Origin of the sequence: Methylobacterium sp. WL64 (genome assembly GCF_008039945.1) — a bacterium.
Classification (GTDB): Bacteria; Pseudomonadota; Alphaproteobacteria; order Rhizobiales; family Beijerinckiaceae; genus Methylobacterium.
The window spans coordinates 26,543-41,058 of the sequence record NZ_VRVA01000043.1 but is presented as its reverse complement, the minus strand read 5'-3'; the positions used below and the strand labels follow the sequence as shown (position 1 = coordinate 41,058).

General features: G+C 67.6%; 12 protein-coding genes and 1 pseudogene. 8 read left to right on the top strand and 5 right to left on the bottom strand.

Annotated elements, in window-relative coordinates:
- On the bottom strand, positions 1–382 hold a 382-nt coding region (locus FV242_RS18070; protein WP_147939885.1), incomplete at its 3' end, for a nuclear transport factor 2 family protein.
- Between the two features lie 260 nt (positions 383–642).
- On the opposite strand from FV242_RS18070, the gene tauA reads away from it, so the two are divergent.
- The 5 genes from tauA (at position 643) to FV242_RS18045 (ending at position 5,758) form a co-directional block, all read left to right on the top strand.
- On the top strand, positions 643–1,680 hold the full coding sequence (tauA, locus tag FV242_RS18065; protein WP_147939884.1) for a taurine ABC transporter substrate-binding protein: 1,038 nt from the start codon (positions 643–645) through the stop codon (positions 1,678–1,680).
- Positions 1,681–1,704: 24 nt separating this feature from the next.
- Positions 1,705–2,496, top strand: coding sequence for a taurine ABC transporter ATP-binding protein (locus FV242_RS18060; RefSeq protein WP_147939883.1), 792 nt, complete (start codon positions 1,705–1,707; stop codon positions 2,494–2,496).
- Positions 2,493–3,332, top strand: coding sequence for an ABC transporter permease subunit (locus FV242_RS18055; protein WP_147939882.1), 840 nt, complete (start codon positions 2,493–2,495; stop codon positions 3,330–3,332). Before FV242_RS18060 ends, FV242_RS18055 begins: the two co-directional genes overlap by 4 nt.
- A 115-nt stretch (positions 3,333–3,447) precedes the next feature.
- A complete protein-coding gene (locus FV242_RS18050) occupies positions 3,448–4,968 on the top strand; it encodes an aldehyde dehydrogenase family protein (protein WP_147939881.1) in 1,521 nt (506 codons plus the stop codon).
- 4 nt (positions 4,969–4,972) lie between these two features.
- Entirely contained in the window at positions 4,973–5,758 is a 786-nt protein-coding gene (locus tag FV242_RS18045; RefSeq protein ID WP_147939880.1) for a sulfite exporter TauE/SafE family protein, read from the top strand.
- Here FV242_RS18045 and FV242_RS18040 read toward each other — a convergent pair.
- The 4 genes and pseudogenes from FV242_RS18040 to FV242_RS18025 form a co-directional block, all read right to left on the bottom strand.
- Positions 5,732–7,237, bottom strand: coding sequence for a PLP-dependent aminotransferase family protein (locus FV242_RS18040; RefSeq protein WP_147939879.1), 1,506 nt, complete (start codon positions 7,235–7,237; stop codon positions 5,732–5,734). The genes FV242_RS18045 and FV242_RS18040 overlap by 27 nt on opposite strands.
- Positions 7,238–7,391: 154 nt before the next feature.
- Positions 7,392–7,823, bottom strand: a pseudogene (locus tag FV242_RS35565) (serine--glyoxylate aminotransferase); the annotation flags it as partial.
- A gap of 64 nt (positions 7,824–7,887) precedes the next feature.
- Positions 7,888–8,673 carry an enoyl-CoA hydratase gene (locus FV242_RS18030; protein WP_147939878.1) on the bottom strand — a complete coding sequence of 262 codons (786 nt, stop codon included), beginning with the start codon at positions 8,671–8,673 and terminating at the stop codon, positions 7,888–7,890.
- Positions 8,670–9,938, bottom strand: a complete 1,269-nt coding sequence (locus FV242_RS18025) for a CaiB/BaiF CoA-transferase family protein (protein WP_147939877.1) — start codon at positions 9,936–9,938, stop codon at positions 8,670–8,672. Before FV242_RS18025 ends, FV242_RS18030 begins: the two co-directional genes overlap by 4 nt.
- Before the next feature lie 257 nt (positions 9,939–10,195).
- Between FV242_RS18025 and FV242_RS18020 the strand changes: the two genes are divergently transcribed.
- From FV242_RS18020 to FV242_RS18010, 3 genes are all read left to right on the top strand, one after another.
- Positions 10,196–11,500, top strand: a complete 1,305-nt coding sequence (locus FV242_RS18020) for an MFS transporter (protein ID WP_246692764.1) — start codon at positions 10,196–10,198, stop codon at positions 11,498–11,500.
- A gap of 20 nt (positions 11,501–11,520) precedes the next feature.
- Positions 11,521–12,297, top strand: a complete 777-nt coding sequence (locus FV242_RS18015; protein WP_246692763.1) for a GntR family transcriptional regulator — start codon at positions 11,521–11,523, stop codon at positions 12,295–12,297.
- Positions 12,298–12,862: 565 nt separating this feature from the next.
- The gene (locus FV242_RS18010) at positions 12,863–14,509 is read left to right on the top strand and encodes a bifunctional diguanylate cyclase/phosphodiesterase (protein WP_246692762.1); all 1,647 of its coding nucleotides are present in this window, start codon (positions 12,863–12,865) and stop codon (positions 14,507–14,509) included.
- Positions 14,510–14,516: the final 7 nt, after the last annotated feature.

The following is a 14,516-nucleotide window of genomic DNA, read 5'->3' as shown; positions in this document are numbered from 1 at the left end:
GGCGGTCCTTGCGGAAGGCGCTCTTGCGGGCGATCAGCCTTCCCTCGAACACGAACAGGTCGACCCCCTCCACGGCGACCCGGCCGCCATCGGCCCGGGTGCCGGTGAACAGCCATTCCGACGTGGCGCGCTCCCCCGCCAGGGTGTGGCGGGTGACCGTCCAGGCCACGTCCGGCATGTCGGTCCAGACGGCCACGAAGGCCGCCCGCACCGCGTCCTGGCTGGTCAGCCGGCGCCCGTGCGCCTCCGGGCCGGCGGCGGTGTCGAACACCACGTCCGGCGTGAAGCAGGCCATCACCCCGTCCGCATCGTGGCGGTTGAAGGCTTCGAACAGGCTGTCGAGCACCGCGTGGCGCTCCGCTTCGGTCGTCGTTTCATTCATGGAACCGCACTCCCCTGGCTCGCCCGCGGGCGGCTGTCGTCGCCACGACCTAGCGCCGGCGCCGTCAGCCTCGCGAGGTCCAGAGCGGTGTCAACGACGCATCCAGTTGGCCGGCCCTGGGGAGCGACTGGCGCGGGGGAGCCATGCGGGGGGAGATTTAGGCATCGTCTGGCCCCTTGTGCACGGAGCTTGCCTTGTCGGACCCTCCGGTCGGACCGCTCATCGGGAGCGGTTCGGGGTCCCGGAGGGGATGAATGCTCATGGACAGCGTACGATCGCGACCAAAAGCCCGCCCCGCCGCGCGAGCAATCTTAGCCGCTCTGGCGGCCCTGGCACCGCTGTTCCTCGGCATCCTCTCGCCTGACCCCGCCCTGGCCGCCGAGAAATCGGTCACCTTCGCGCACCAGGACATGGTGGTCCCGTTCCGGGCCCTGATGGCCTCGGGCGCCATCGAGAAGGTCACCGGCTACACCGTGACGTGGCGTAAGTTCGGCGGCGGCGGCGACGTGATTCGCGCCATGGCGTCGGGCAACGTCCAGATCGGAGAGGCGGGGTCGAGCCCGATCGCTGCGGCGGCCTCGCAGGGACTCGACATCCAGCTCTTCTGGATTCTCGACGAGATCGCCGACGCCGAGCAGCTTGTCGCGCGTAACGGCAGCAGCGTCAAAACCGTGGCCGACCTGCGTGGCAAGACCGTCGCGGTGCCGTTCGTCTCGACATCCCACTATCAGCTGATCGCCGCGCTGGCGGAGGCCGGGTTGAGCCAGAAGGACGTGACGATCCTCAACATGCGGCCGCCCGAGATCGCCGCCGCCTGGGAGCGCGGCGACATCGATGCGACCTTCATCTGGGACCCTGTGCTGGCCCGCGTGAAGAAGTCCGGCACGGTGCTGATTTCGGCGGGCGACATCGCCCGCAAGGGCAAGGCGACCTTCGACGGCCTCGTGGTCGACCGGGCCTGGGCGGCACAGAACCGGGACTTCCTCGTCACGCTGGTGAAGCTGATCGCGGCCGAGGACGCGGCCTACAGGGCTCGGCCGTGGGCTGCCGATTCAAGCGAGGTGAAGGCGGTGGCCAAGATCACCGGTGCGACCCCCGCAGAGGTGCCGGCGAGCCTCGCGAGCTACCGCTTCCCGGCCCTCGACGCGCAGGCCTCCCCGGCCTGGCTTGGCGGCGGGGCCGCCAGGGCCCTGACGGAGACCGCGGAGTTCCTGAAGGCGCAGGGGCGCGTGCAGGCGCTGGCACCCGATTACGGCCGGTTCGTCACCGGCGATTACGTGGCGGCGGCCGAACAATAGCCCGCGGCGAAGCCGGAGAGATCCATGATCGAGATCCGCAACCTCAGCGTCCATTACGGGGAGGGCGAGACCGGCATCGTCGCCCTCTCGCAGGTGAACCTCACGATCCGGCCGGGGGAATTCGTGGTGGCGCTCGGCGCCTCAGGCTGCGGCAAGACAACCCTGCTCTCGGCGATGGCCGGCTTCCTTGAACCGACCGAGGGTAGCATCCTGCTGGACGGGGTGCCGGTCCGGGGCCCGGGGGCCGACCGGGGGGTGGTGTTCCAGCGCCACGCGCTGATGCCCTGGCTGAGCGTGGCCGAGAACGTGGCCTTCGGTCCCAAGATGCGCGGCGTTGCGCGCCCGGAGCGGCACCGGATCGCCCTCGCCATGCTTGAGCTGGTCGGTCTCGCCGAGTTCGCGGACCGGAAGACCTACGAGCTCTCCGGCGGCATGCAGCAGCGGGTCGGCATCGCCCGGGCGCTGGCCAGTGACCCGCGCGCCCTGCTGATGGACGAGCCGCTGGGCGCCCTGGATGCATTCACGCGCGAGCAGGTCCAGGAGCTGATCCTCCAAGTCTGGCACCGGACCGGCAAGATGGCCTTCTTCATCACGCACGACGTCGAGGAGGCGGTGTTCCTGGCTACCAAGCTCCTGATCATGAGCCCGCGGCCGGGCCGCATCGTCGAGACGATCGACCTGCCCTTTTCGCGCGCGGTCGTGGCCGGGCGGGCGGCGCGGGCGGTCAAGTCGGATCCCGACTTCATCGCCGTGCGCGAGCGCGTGCTCGGGCGCATCCATCACCGGATCGAACCGGCGTTCGGAGGCTCCCGATGAGCGGCCTTCCCCTCGACGCGGCGGTTCCCGAGGCGTCGCGCTCTCGCCCCGGGCGCCGTGGCCGCCGCGACGAGTCGCTGGTGCCGATCATCAGTCTGGCCACCGTGCTGGCCTGCCTCGGTCTCTGGGCGGTCGCGACCCATGTCGGCTGGATCAAACCGCTGTTCCTGCCGCCGCCGGAGGCGGTCCTGACGGCCCTCGGGCAGGCCTGGAACGGCGAACTCGACGGCGCCCCCCTCGGCCTTCACGTGCGCGACAGCCTCTTGCGCGTCCTCGGCGCCTTCGGGCTCGCAACGCTGCTGGGTGTCCCGGCCGGTTTGGCCATGGGCATGAGCCGGATCGCCCGCGGCATCCTCGACCCGCTGATCGAGTTCTACCGGCCGCTGCCGCCATTGGCCTACCTGCCGCTGATGATCATCTGGTTGGGGATCGGCGAGTTGTCGAAGGTGCTGCTGATCGTCCTGGCCTGCTTCGCCCCGGTGGCCCTGGCGACCCGATCGGGCGTGCTCTCGGCCTCTGTCGACCAGATCAACGCGGCGCGCGCACTCGGCGCGAGCCGCTGGCAAGTGCTCTGCTACGTGGTGTTCCCGGCCGCGATGCCGGAGATCCTGATCGGCCTGCGGATCGGCATGGGCGTCGGCTGGACCACCCTGGTCGCCGCCGAGATGGTGGCGGCCCAGGCCGGGCTCGGCCAGCTCGTCCTCAACGCCTCGAACTTCCTGCGCACCGACGTGGTGGTGATGGGGATCCTGCTGATCGGCCTGTTCGCAGCCCTTTTCGAATTCGGCCTGCGGCGGCTCGAACGCGCGCTGGTGCCCTGGAAGGGCAAGGCCTGACGGCGCCCGGACGGCGCCCTGGTCCGCTCACTCGCCGCCGCCTGGACCTGTCGCGGCGCCCGCACCAGTTTTATCGACGGCGGGACGCCCGAGTCCGATCGCGAGTGACCCGCCCATGTCGAACGAACCCGAGAGCCTGACGCGCGGCCCGGCGCGCCTTCCTGGGAACGCGCGCGACCTCCTGGCCTCGCTTGCGGGACGCCACCTGATCGGGAACGCGCTGGTGGGCCCGGTGGACGGCACATGCCTGACTGTTCTCGATCCGGCGACCGGCGACGCACTGGGGCAGGCGCCGGCGGCCGGCCCGGCGGATGTCCAGGCGGCGGTCGCGGCCGCCCGCGCCGCCGGAAAGGCCTGGGCGCGGGTGCCGGCGCGCGAGCGCGGTCGGCTGGTCGCCGAGGGCGGGCGCCGGATCGCGGCGGCGTCCCCGGACCTCGCCCCGCTCCTCGCCGCCGAGACCGGCAAGGCGATCCGCACCGAATGCCGACCCGAGATCGCCACCGCCGCCGACATCCTCGCGATGTTCGGCGGCCTCGCCACGGAACTCAAAGGCGAGACGCTGCCGTTCAGCCCGGACATGCTGGCGCTGACCACCCGGGAGCCCCTGGGCGTGGTGGCGGCGATCCTGCCCTGGAATGTGCCTCTCGTGCTGATGGCGCTCAAGATCGGCCCGGCCCTGGTGGCGGGCAACACCGTGGTGGTGAAGGCCTCCGAGGAGGCCCCCTTCGCGACGATCGAGGCCGCGCGCCTGCTGGCGGAGCTCCTGCCGCCCGGCGTCCTCAACGTGATCTGTGGCACCGGAGCCGGATGCGGGGCGCCGCTGGTCCGCCACCCCGACGTCGCCAAGGTCACCTTTACGGGCTCGCAGGCGGTGGGTGAGGCGATCTACCGGGAGGCCGCCGACAAGCTGATCCCGGTGAGCTTGGAGCTCGGCGGCAAGAGCCCGATGCTGGTCTTCGCCGACGCCGATCTCGACCGGGCCGTCGCGGGCGCAGTGGCCGGCATGCGCTTTACCCGCCAGGGTCAGAGCTGCACCGCGTCGAGCCGGATCTACGTCGATGCGGACCTGCACGACCCGTTCGTGGAGCGGCTGGCCGCTGCCGTCTCGAACCTCCGGATGGGCGACCCGCTCGACGAGGCGACCGATATCGGCACCGTCATCAACGCCCGGCAGCGTGCCAAGATCATGGACTACATCGCGCAGGGCGAGGCGACCCCGGGCGCGCAGGCCGTGCGTTGCGGAACCCTCCCCGAAGCGGCGGAGCTCGCCGGAGGCCTCTTCGTCGAGCCGGTCCTGTTCACCGGTCTTACCGAGGACAGCCCGCTCATGCGCGACGAGATCTTCGGGCCGGTCGCCTGCATCGTGCCGTTCTCCGACGAGGAGGCCGTTCTGGAGGCGGCGAATGCCGGGGATTTCGGCCTCGCCGCGACAGTGTGGACCACCGAACTGCGTCGTGCGCTGCGGGTGTCGCACGCGCTCGATGCCGGCTATGTCCAGGTCAATCAGAACCTGACGATCCAGCCGAACCTGAGTTACGGCGGGTTCAAGAAGTCCGGCCTCGGCAAGGAAGCCTCCCTCGAGTCGATGCTGGAGCATTTCACCCGCAAGAAGACAATCGTGGTCGACATGCGCTGAGGCGATGGAAGCCGTTCCCGCCCTGCTGGCGGCCGCGCCCCAGCCGGGGACCCTGGTCGCCATCGCGGCGGCGGTCTTCGCGGCGGCGTTGATCCGCGGCTTCACGGGCTTCGGATTCGCCCTGGCGGCCGTGCCGCTGCTGGGCTTCTCGCTGCCGCCGAGCCAATGCGTCCCGCTCGCCGTCGCCCTTCAGTTCTGCGCAAGCCTGTCCGACCTGCCGCGGGCGCGCCGGACCTGCCACTGGCCCTCGCTCGGCTGGCTCGTCGCCGGTGCGGTGGTCGGATCGCCGCTGGGCGTGGCCGCGCTCGCAGCGGCGAGCCCCGACGTCGCGCGGCTCGGCATCGCGCTGATCTGCGGTGGGGGAACCATCGCGCTGGTGCGGGGCTTCCGTTTCGTGGTGCTGCCCCGCGGCGGCGCGACGCTGGTGGTCGGGCTGGCGGCCGGCCTGTGCAACGGGCTCGCGGCGATGCCCGGCCCGCCCGTGGTCGCCTATTATCTCGCGACGCCGCTCTCGCCTCAGCAGGGGCGCGCCTCGTTGCTGGTGTTCTTCCTCGCCACGTCGATCGCCAGCGCCGTCAGCCTCGCGACCGCGGGCCTCCTCGGGGTATCCCTGGCAATCCCGGTGGCGATCGGCATCCCGCTCATCGTCGCCGGAAGCCGCGTCGGCGAGGCGCTCCTCCAGCGCGGCGCCGGCCGCGGCCATCGGGCGTTGTCGATCCTGCTCCTCTGTACCGTGGCGATCACGAGCGTGGTGCAGGCGGTCTCAGACCTGCTCGGCCATCCTCTGTGACAGCGGAGCGCCCGCCGGGCCGATCAGCTCCGACAGGTGGGTGAGCCCCGCCTCGATCCGATCGGTGCGGATCGAGGCGAAACCCAGCCGGAAACAAGCCCGGCCGGCATCCGGATCGGCGAAGAAGATGTCGCCCGGCTCGATCAGGACGCCGCGGGCGCGGGCGCGCAGACTGAGATCCCGGGCATCGAGGCCTGCCGGTCCCTTCATCCAGAAGCTTGTGGCTCCCGGATCGCGCCGCCAGCTGAACCGGGGCATGAGGCGGGGCAGCAAACCGGCAATGCGCGACGCGCGCTCCTCCAGCACGCTGGCTGTCCGGCGGAGGTGCGTGCGGTAATGCCCGAGCGCCACGAACATCGCGGTGGCGCGCTGATTGTTCGACGGCGGGTGGCGCAGCATCAGCCGCCGCAGCACGCGCAACTCGGCGATCACGGCCCGGGGTGCCACCACGTAGCCAACGCGCAGGCCCGGGGCCAACACCTTCGAGAAGCTGCCGACATAGACAACGCGCCCGTCTGCATCGAGGCTCTTGAGCGCGGGGATCTCGTCCGACAGCGCGAGGTCGGCCTCGTAATCGTCCTCCACCAGGACGACGTCGTGGCGCCGCGCGGCCTCCAGGAGGGCGCGGCGTCGCTCCAGCGGCATGACCGCCGTCGTCGGGCACTGATGGCCCACGGTGACGAAGGCGACGCGCCGGCTGGCGAAGGTCGCATCCGGCATGACCCCCTGCCGGTCGATGGCGAGTGTCGCCAGGTCGTCGGTGGCCAGCGTCAGCATGTTGCGGGTATCGGGATAACAGGGGTCCTCGACGCCCGCCGGGGTGTTGCGGCCGACCAGCAGCTGGATCAGCAGCGAAAGCGCCTGTTGCGAGCCGATCGTGACCATCACCTCGTCCGCGCTCGCGAAGATGCCCCGCCGGGGCAGTACCTGCAGGCGCAGCTGATCGACCAGGTCGGGGTCGTCCTCGTCGATCAAGTCGCCCGCCCAGGCGTTGATCTCGGACACGCCGGAGGCGGCCCGCACGCTCTCGCGCCAATCATTGGCCGGGAACAGGGACGGATCGAACTGGCCGAACAGGAAGGGATAGGGGTAGTCGAGCCAGTCCCGGGGCTTGGTGATCTGTCGTAGCCGCGCAGGCCGAAGCGCGAGGCGCTCCGACCAATCGATGGTCCGGCCGCCGGGGGCCGTGGGCGCCTGGGAGACGGCCAGGTCCGGTGCCAGGAAGATGCCGCTGCGTTCGTGGGCGACCAGAAATCCCTCGTCGATCAATTGCTGGTAGGCGTTCACCACCGTGTTCCGGGCAACCCCGAGCAGCGTCGCCAACTGGCGTGTCGACGGTAGTCGGGCCTGCGCGGTGAACAGGCCCCGTTCGATGGCGGTGACGATTGCCCGGCGGATCTGAAAGTGCAGCGCCAAGCCGCTGCGGTCGAGGTCTCCGAACAGCTGCGTCCAGGCGAGCGCTTGGTCTGTGACAGCCATGATTGGTCAGCTCTCGCGTCTGGGGGCAAGCTGGCCCGACGCAAGGATAGCGCCAGCGTGCTGAGACTGACCATCCTGCCCGCGAGCGTCTGCTTCCAACCGAGCGCTCTGGCTCGTTCGGCGTCCGACAAGGGCGCAAAGCCGAATGACCGGCGACGATAACAGCCTTGATCGCGTGCGCCGTGTCCTCGGCGAGCGTGTCCTCGGCGCGCGTGGCCTCGACGTTGGCCGGGTCCGCACCGTGGCGCCAGTCGCCCGGTACCAACTCAACTGCGATCCCTCATTGGGCGGCCATTTTGCTCCACAGCGTGGCGAGATGCCCGATCTCGGACATCAACACTCGGGCGCCCGGCGAGAGCGTGTTGACGATCGTCGCGTCCCACGCCCCCGTGTCGGAGCCAAAAACGGAACGACCGGTCCATCGGTCCGGAAGACCGCCCTGCAACCTTCGCGCATCTCCCGATCCAGCCGGCCGAATTCCGGCCCCGGTGATCGATCGCCTGTCGGTCCATCGCCTGGAGAACACGCTCGGGCACCGGTTTGGGCCGGGGATGTTGAGAAAATGCCGTCCCTGCCGAAGGGGCATGTCGTGTCCTCTTCCAGTGCCGTCGCGGACGAGCCGTGCTGACTGTTGGATGAGAGACCCGACGTCAGGCGTCCGACCAAACCGCTGGCTTCTTGTCGAGGAAGGCTCGAACGCCCTCGGCGAAATCCCGGCTGCCGTAGCAGGTTCGGATACCGGCGCTGCCGTCGGCATCGGGATCGAGGGCGAGCGCAGTCAGCATCTCCCGGGTGACGCGCATGGTCACCGGGGCATGACCGAGCAGGCGCTGGCAGAGCTCCACCACACGAGCGTCGAGGGTCTCGGGACTCTCGATCGCGGCGAGGTAGCCGAGCGGCTCCAGGCTCTCGGCCGTCGGCATGTCGGCGAGCAGAAGCATGCGCTTGACGGTGCTCAGACCCAGCGTCGCCGTCAGGCGACGCAAGTTCGCGGGCGACAGACAATTGCCGAGGGTGCGGGCGATCGGAACGCCGAACCGCGCACCCGGTGTGGCCACGCGCAGGTCGCACGCATTGGCGATCGCGAGGCCACCGCCGACTGCCAGACCCTCAATGACGGCGATTGTCGGGACGCGCACGCGTTCCAGTCCAGTGACATACGCGTCGATCCGCGCCTCGTAGGCCACCCCGTCCTCCCCGGTGAACCCCACGAACTGTTCGATGTCCGTGCCGGCAACAAAAGCTTTGCCGCCAGTCCCGCGCAGGACCGCAATGCGGATCGCCGGGTCAGCCTCGATCCGGGCGAGGCCGTCGGCCAGGTCTTCGTACATCCGCCACGTCATCGCGTTGCGCGCGGCGGGCCGGTCGAAGGTCAGGTGGGCGATGCCGTCCTCGGCGCGATAGCGGACTGCGCCCTCCCGCTCGCACGCGCTCACGGTGCGAACGCGCCTCCCGCGCGCAGCGCCTCGGTTTCGTCTTCGCCGAGACCGAGTTCCCGGAGCAGGCTCTCCGTATGCTCGCCCAGAAGCGGTGCATGCATCCGGGTGCGCGGCGGTGTGCCCGAGAACTTCACAGGGAAACCGATGTTGGGGACGCTACCCTCATTGGGATGCGGGACCTCGATCCGCATCTCACGATGGCGGCCGTGCTCGCTTTCGAACGCTTCCGGATAGGTGTTCATCCGGCCGGCCGGAATGCCGACCGCGAGCAGGTGGGTCACCCATTCCTCGGCGGTCCGTTCGGCAAAGCTCTTCTCCAACTCGCCAATCAGCACGTCGCGGTTGGCGAGTCGGGCCGGGATGTCGACGAAGCGCGGGTCATCGACGAGGTCGGCCCGCGCAAGCACCTCGCATAGCAGCCGCCAGAGCTTCTGGTTGGTCGCGCCCATGACGAAGTAGCCGTCCGAAGCGCGCACGGCCTGATAGGGGGCGCTCATCAGGTTCGCGGTGCCGAGCGGCTTCGGGATGCGGCCGGTACCCCAGTATTCCGAGATGTCCCAGATCGAGAACGCCAGGGCGGAGTCGAACAGCGACGCGTCGATGTACTGGCCTTCGCCGCTCGTCTGCCGGCCGATATACGCGCTCAGGATCCCGTAGACGCAGAACAATGCGCAGCCGATATCGGCTACCGGCACGCCCGCCTTGACCGGCGGCCCGCCGGGATGGCCGGTCACGCTCATCACCCCGGACATCGCCTGAGCCATCAGATCGTAGCCCGGCCGCATCGCCCAGGGACCGGACTGACCGAAGCCCGAGATGCTGGCATAGATCAGACGCGGATTGTGCGCGCGCAGCACGTCGTAACCGAGCCCGAGCTTCTTCATCACGCCCGGACGGTAGTTCTCGACCAGAATATCGGCGGTGGCCACGAAAGTCATGAATAACGCGCGGCCGGCCTCGCTCTTCAGGTTGATCGCGATGCTGCGCTTGTTCCGGTTCATGTTGAGGAAGCCCATGCTGTCGGGCCCCTTCATCTTGAACCCCATCGCGCCGCGGGTCTGGTCGCCCGTGCCGGGTGGTTCGATCTTGATGACGTCGGCGCCGAGATCCGCCAGCAGCATGCTGCAGAACGGACCCGCCATCACCTGCGTGACGTCGAGAACGCGCAGGCCTGCGAGCGGCAGCGGCCGGACGGGTGCGGTAGCAACCTCATCCTCCAGCGCCTGAGCCGAGCGATCGTCGGAACGGCCGATCTCATCCATTCAGGGCTCTCCTCCCGCGACGCATCCAAGGCGTCGCCTTTTGAATTCTGCATGCATAAGGCGATTTTCGGCGCGTGCAACGATATTCCGGGCGTCACGCATAAAATGCATTTTGCGTGCAGAATTCATCTTGCGGGGTTTGACGCCTGCGCGCAGTCTGAGCCGAGACAAGCAGCGACATGCGATGGGTGCGGAGCCAACCGCGCTCACGGGAGGAACAGCCGATGAGCCTAGGATCCGGCGGCGTCACGCACGCCTTGCGCCGCACGTTCACGACGACCCGGGGGCGCGTTTTCGCGCTGCTGTGCCTGGTCTACTTCATCACTTACGTCGATCGGGTGAACCTCTCGACGTTAGCGCCGCTGATGGCGGCCGACCTACACCTGAACAACGTGGAGCTGGGCTTTGCCCTCTCTTCGTTCGGCTACACCTACGCGCTGTTCCAGATCCTGGGCGGAATGACCGCCGACCGGCTCGGCGCGCGTCGGACCCTGGTCCTGTGCGGGATCGTGTGGACCGTCGGAACGCTGCTGACCGGGTTCGTCGGCGGCCTGCTCTCCCTCGTCCTCGCCCGCCTGCTTCTGGGCGTCGGTGAGGGCGCGACCTTCCCCGCCGCGACCACCGCGATGACACGCTGGGTTCCGACGGCTGAGCGCGGCTATGCGCAGGGTGTCGTCCATTCCTGCTCGCGGTTGGCCAACACCGTGACGCCGCCACTGGTCGTCCTCATGGCTGCCTATTTTGGCTGGCGGGGCACCTTCATCGCGCTCGCGGCGGTGAGCCTGTGCTGGATTGTCGTCTGGGCCCTGTACTTCCGAGATGAGCCGAGTGACCATCCGGGCTGCACGCTGGAGGAGCTGGCGGAGTTGCCGGCGGCGCGCAAGTCGGCCGGTGAATCGTCGGAACCCACCCCTTGGGCGGCCCTCCTGCGCCGCATGCTGCCGACGACGCTGGTGTACTTCTGCTATAATTGGACGCTGTGGCTCTACGTGACATGGCTGCCCAGCTACTTCGTCAAGGCGCAGGGCCTTAATATCAAGGAGTCTGCGTTCTTCGCCTTCGGTGTGTTCGGCGCCGGTGTCGTCGGCGACGCCACGGGCGGCATCTGGGCCGACCGCATCTATCGCCGTACCAACGACCTCGCGCGGGCGCGTCGCACGGTGATCGTCGTGAGTCTGCTCGGCTCGATGGTCTGCTTGCTTCCGGTGCTCTTCGTCCACGAACTCGCGGTCGTCGCACTCTGTCTGAGCGGCGCGTTCTTCTTCCTTGAATTGACGGTCGGCCCGATCTGGGCAATCCCGATGGACGTGGCGCCGAAGCATGCCGGCACCGCCAGCGGCATCATGAACACCGGGTCGGCAATCGCCGGCATCGTCTCGCCGCTGGCGTTCGGCGTGATCGCCCAGCTCTCGGGAAGCTATGCCCTGCCGTTCGTCGGCTCGATCGCCTTGCTGCTGGTCGGCGCGGTCCTGGCTTGGCGGGGCCTGCCGCGGGATGAGGTCACAGGGAGCGAGGCGACGTCCAGTCTGTCGCCGACGGTGGCGCCCGGGAACGCAGTTTAGCTCGATGCGGCCACCGAAAAATGTTGCCGGGGGCGCAGGTCCGATATGAAACGGTAGGGCATAGAGACCATCTGACGATCGCGATGATGCAGCCGACGAACCTCATCCGGACCAACCTCCACGACATGCTCGTTGCCGGCATTCGCGAGATGGTGATCGCTGGCGTGCTGCGGCCCGGCGACAAGGTCCCGGAACAAGCGCTCTGCCAGCGGTTCGGGGTCTCGCGTACGCCGTTGCGAGAAGCGCTGAAGGTCCTGGCTTCGGAAGGCATGCTCCAGCTGCTGCCCCGGCGCGGCGCCATCGTGGCGAACGTCAGCCCGGAGGAGATCGACGAGCTGTTCCCCGTGATGGCGGCGCTTGAGGCGCTCGCGGGTGAATTGGTCTGCAAACATGCCAGCGATGAGGACCTGGCGCGCTTGGGCGCCATCCACGATCATATGATGCGCGCTCACGCCGCCGAGGACGAGCCGACATACCTGCAGGCGAACCGCAGCTTCCACGAGACCCTCGTGTCCGCGGCCGGAAACGCCACGCTGACAGCCAGCTACATGCAGATCCTGACGCGGACGCGGGCGTTCCGATTTGTGGCTCGCAAGAGCCCGGAGAACTGGCTCGCCGCGGTGAGCGATCACCACGCGATCATGGACGCTTTGAAGGTTCGCAAAGCCGCTCGCTTGTCCCGTCTTCTGCGACGGCACGTGATGGGTGTGACCGTAAAGATCGCCCGGGATGCCATTTCCGAAGCCGCTCACGAGAACGCCTCCATCGAAGTCGGCGAGCTGCCAAAATCCGCCTGACCGCAGACCGAACTTGGGCGAAAGTCGCTGGCCCGATCCGGCGATCGTCGACCAGACAAGCGGATGCCTCCTTCACCGATGCGTCGGGTCCGGTGCCGGCCTCCGACGGCGTCGCCGCGGTCACAACTTCGCTCGAACTATCCATGGCACGAATGGGAAGTTTGATTGATTTGTAGGCCCTCACATATTCGACATGAGTAAGAAGCTGCTTTTGACGACTCACACTATACGTCCGCGGATCGATAAAAAGCCGATGGGATCAGCGACCGTCACACGTTTAGGACAGGTCGCCTATTCCGGGGCGCGGTTACACATTGTCGCGGATTAACTTAGATCAGTAGCTGGTCTTGGACTCGATCTGGAATGCTTCGATATATTTCGAAGGGCATAAACCTCGAATTAAAGATTCACTGCTTATATCCGTCCTGATTTTAGACGACCTGTACTTTCAAGGCGTTTTTGACAGGGCCATTGCGTGATGAATGCTGACCTGCACCACCTCGGCGCAGTGCAACCCAAAATACCGGTGCCGGCGACGCGACCGGACTCAGGTGCGGCTTCCCGCATGACGCCCAACCACTACCTCGACGTCATTCGACACGGCCTGCTCATGATCGGCCGGTCCGGATATGTCATCGGCTTCAACGTCCCAGCCAAGCTTCTCCTGACAAGCCTGAGCGTCGAACTGACAATCGAGCTGTCTGCGATTTCGTTGTTCCGCGCTTTATCTCGCGGGACCGCGTTGACGCGCCGCGCAATATTTCAGTCGCTGCGGCATGCGCTGGATCTTCAGACGGCGGTGTCTTTCGAGGTGACGGGCCAGGATCGTACGCTTCAGATCGAACTCTGTCCTATCGCGGATGGAGGCTGGATCGCAACGCTGGAGGATGTCAGCGCACGCAAGGCGAGCGAGGCGCGAGCCGACGAGATGGCGCGCCTCGATCCCCTCACTGGCTTGCCGAACCGCCTCCTCTTGCGTGAACGTCTGGCCGAGGCTCTGGCGCGCTTGCAGCGCAGCGGCGAGGCGTGCGCACTGCTTCTCATCGACCTCGATCGGTTCAAGCCGGTCAACGACACGCTCGGCCACCCGGTCGGCGACGCACTGCTCGCGAAGGTTGCCGATCGCCTGCGCTCCACCGTCAGGCCCACAGACACCGTGGCCCGCATCGGGGGCGACGAGTTCGTCATCCTGCAAACCGACATCCGTGAGGCCGGGAATACACAAGCGCTGGCCCGGCGCATCGTCGATCTGATCGGCCGCACCTACATGGTCGATGGCCACCTCCTGACGATCGGGGCCAGTGTTGGCGTAGCCCTCGCGCCCGCAGACGGGGAAAGTGCCGACAAGCTTTTGAAGAACGCCGACCTCGCTTTGTACAGGGCCAAGCTTGACGGGCGCGGGACATACCGCTTCTTCGAACCTGAAATGGATGCGCGCATGCAAGCGCGCCGTCGGCTCGAACTCGACATGCGTCAGGCGCTGGCCCGTCGCGAGTTTCAGCTGCACTACCAACCACAGTTACAGCTGGACGATGACAGGCTGATCGGCTGCGAAGCTCTGATCCGCTGGAAGCATCCCGAGCGTGGCTCGGTGTCGCCGCTCGATTTCATTCCGCTCGCCGAAGAGATCGGCCTGATCGTACCGATCGGCGAGTGGGTCATTCGTCAGGCCTGCCGCGATGCGACGACTTGGCCCGCAGGGATGTCCGTCGCGGTGAACGTGTCGCCGGCTCAGTTCAAGAGTGACCGGTTGGTCGAGACGATCATCTCGGCCCTTGCCAGTTCAGGTTTGTCAGCGAAGCGGCTGGAGGTGGAGATCACCGAGGGGGTGCTTCTGCAGGAGAGCGAGAAGACCTTGCAAACGCTGCATCGTCTGCGCGAACTCGGGGTCCGTGTCTCCATGGACGATTTCGGCACCGGCTACTCGTCCCTGAGTTACCTGCGCAGTTTCCCGTTCGATAAGATCAAGATCGACAGGTCGTTCGTGAAAGATCTGTCGAGCAAGCCCGACGGTGACGCGATCATTCGCGCGATCGCCGGCCTCGGCAAGAGCCTGGGCATGACCACGGTCGCCGAAGGCGTCGAGACGCCGGAGCAGATGCAGCGCATCCGCGACGAAGGCTGCACCGACGTTCAAGGCTACCTCATCAGCAGGCCGATACCCGCTGACGATCTGCTGCAGTTCCTTGCGAACTACCGTCCACACCGTTGATCCACCC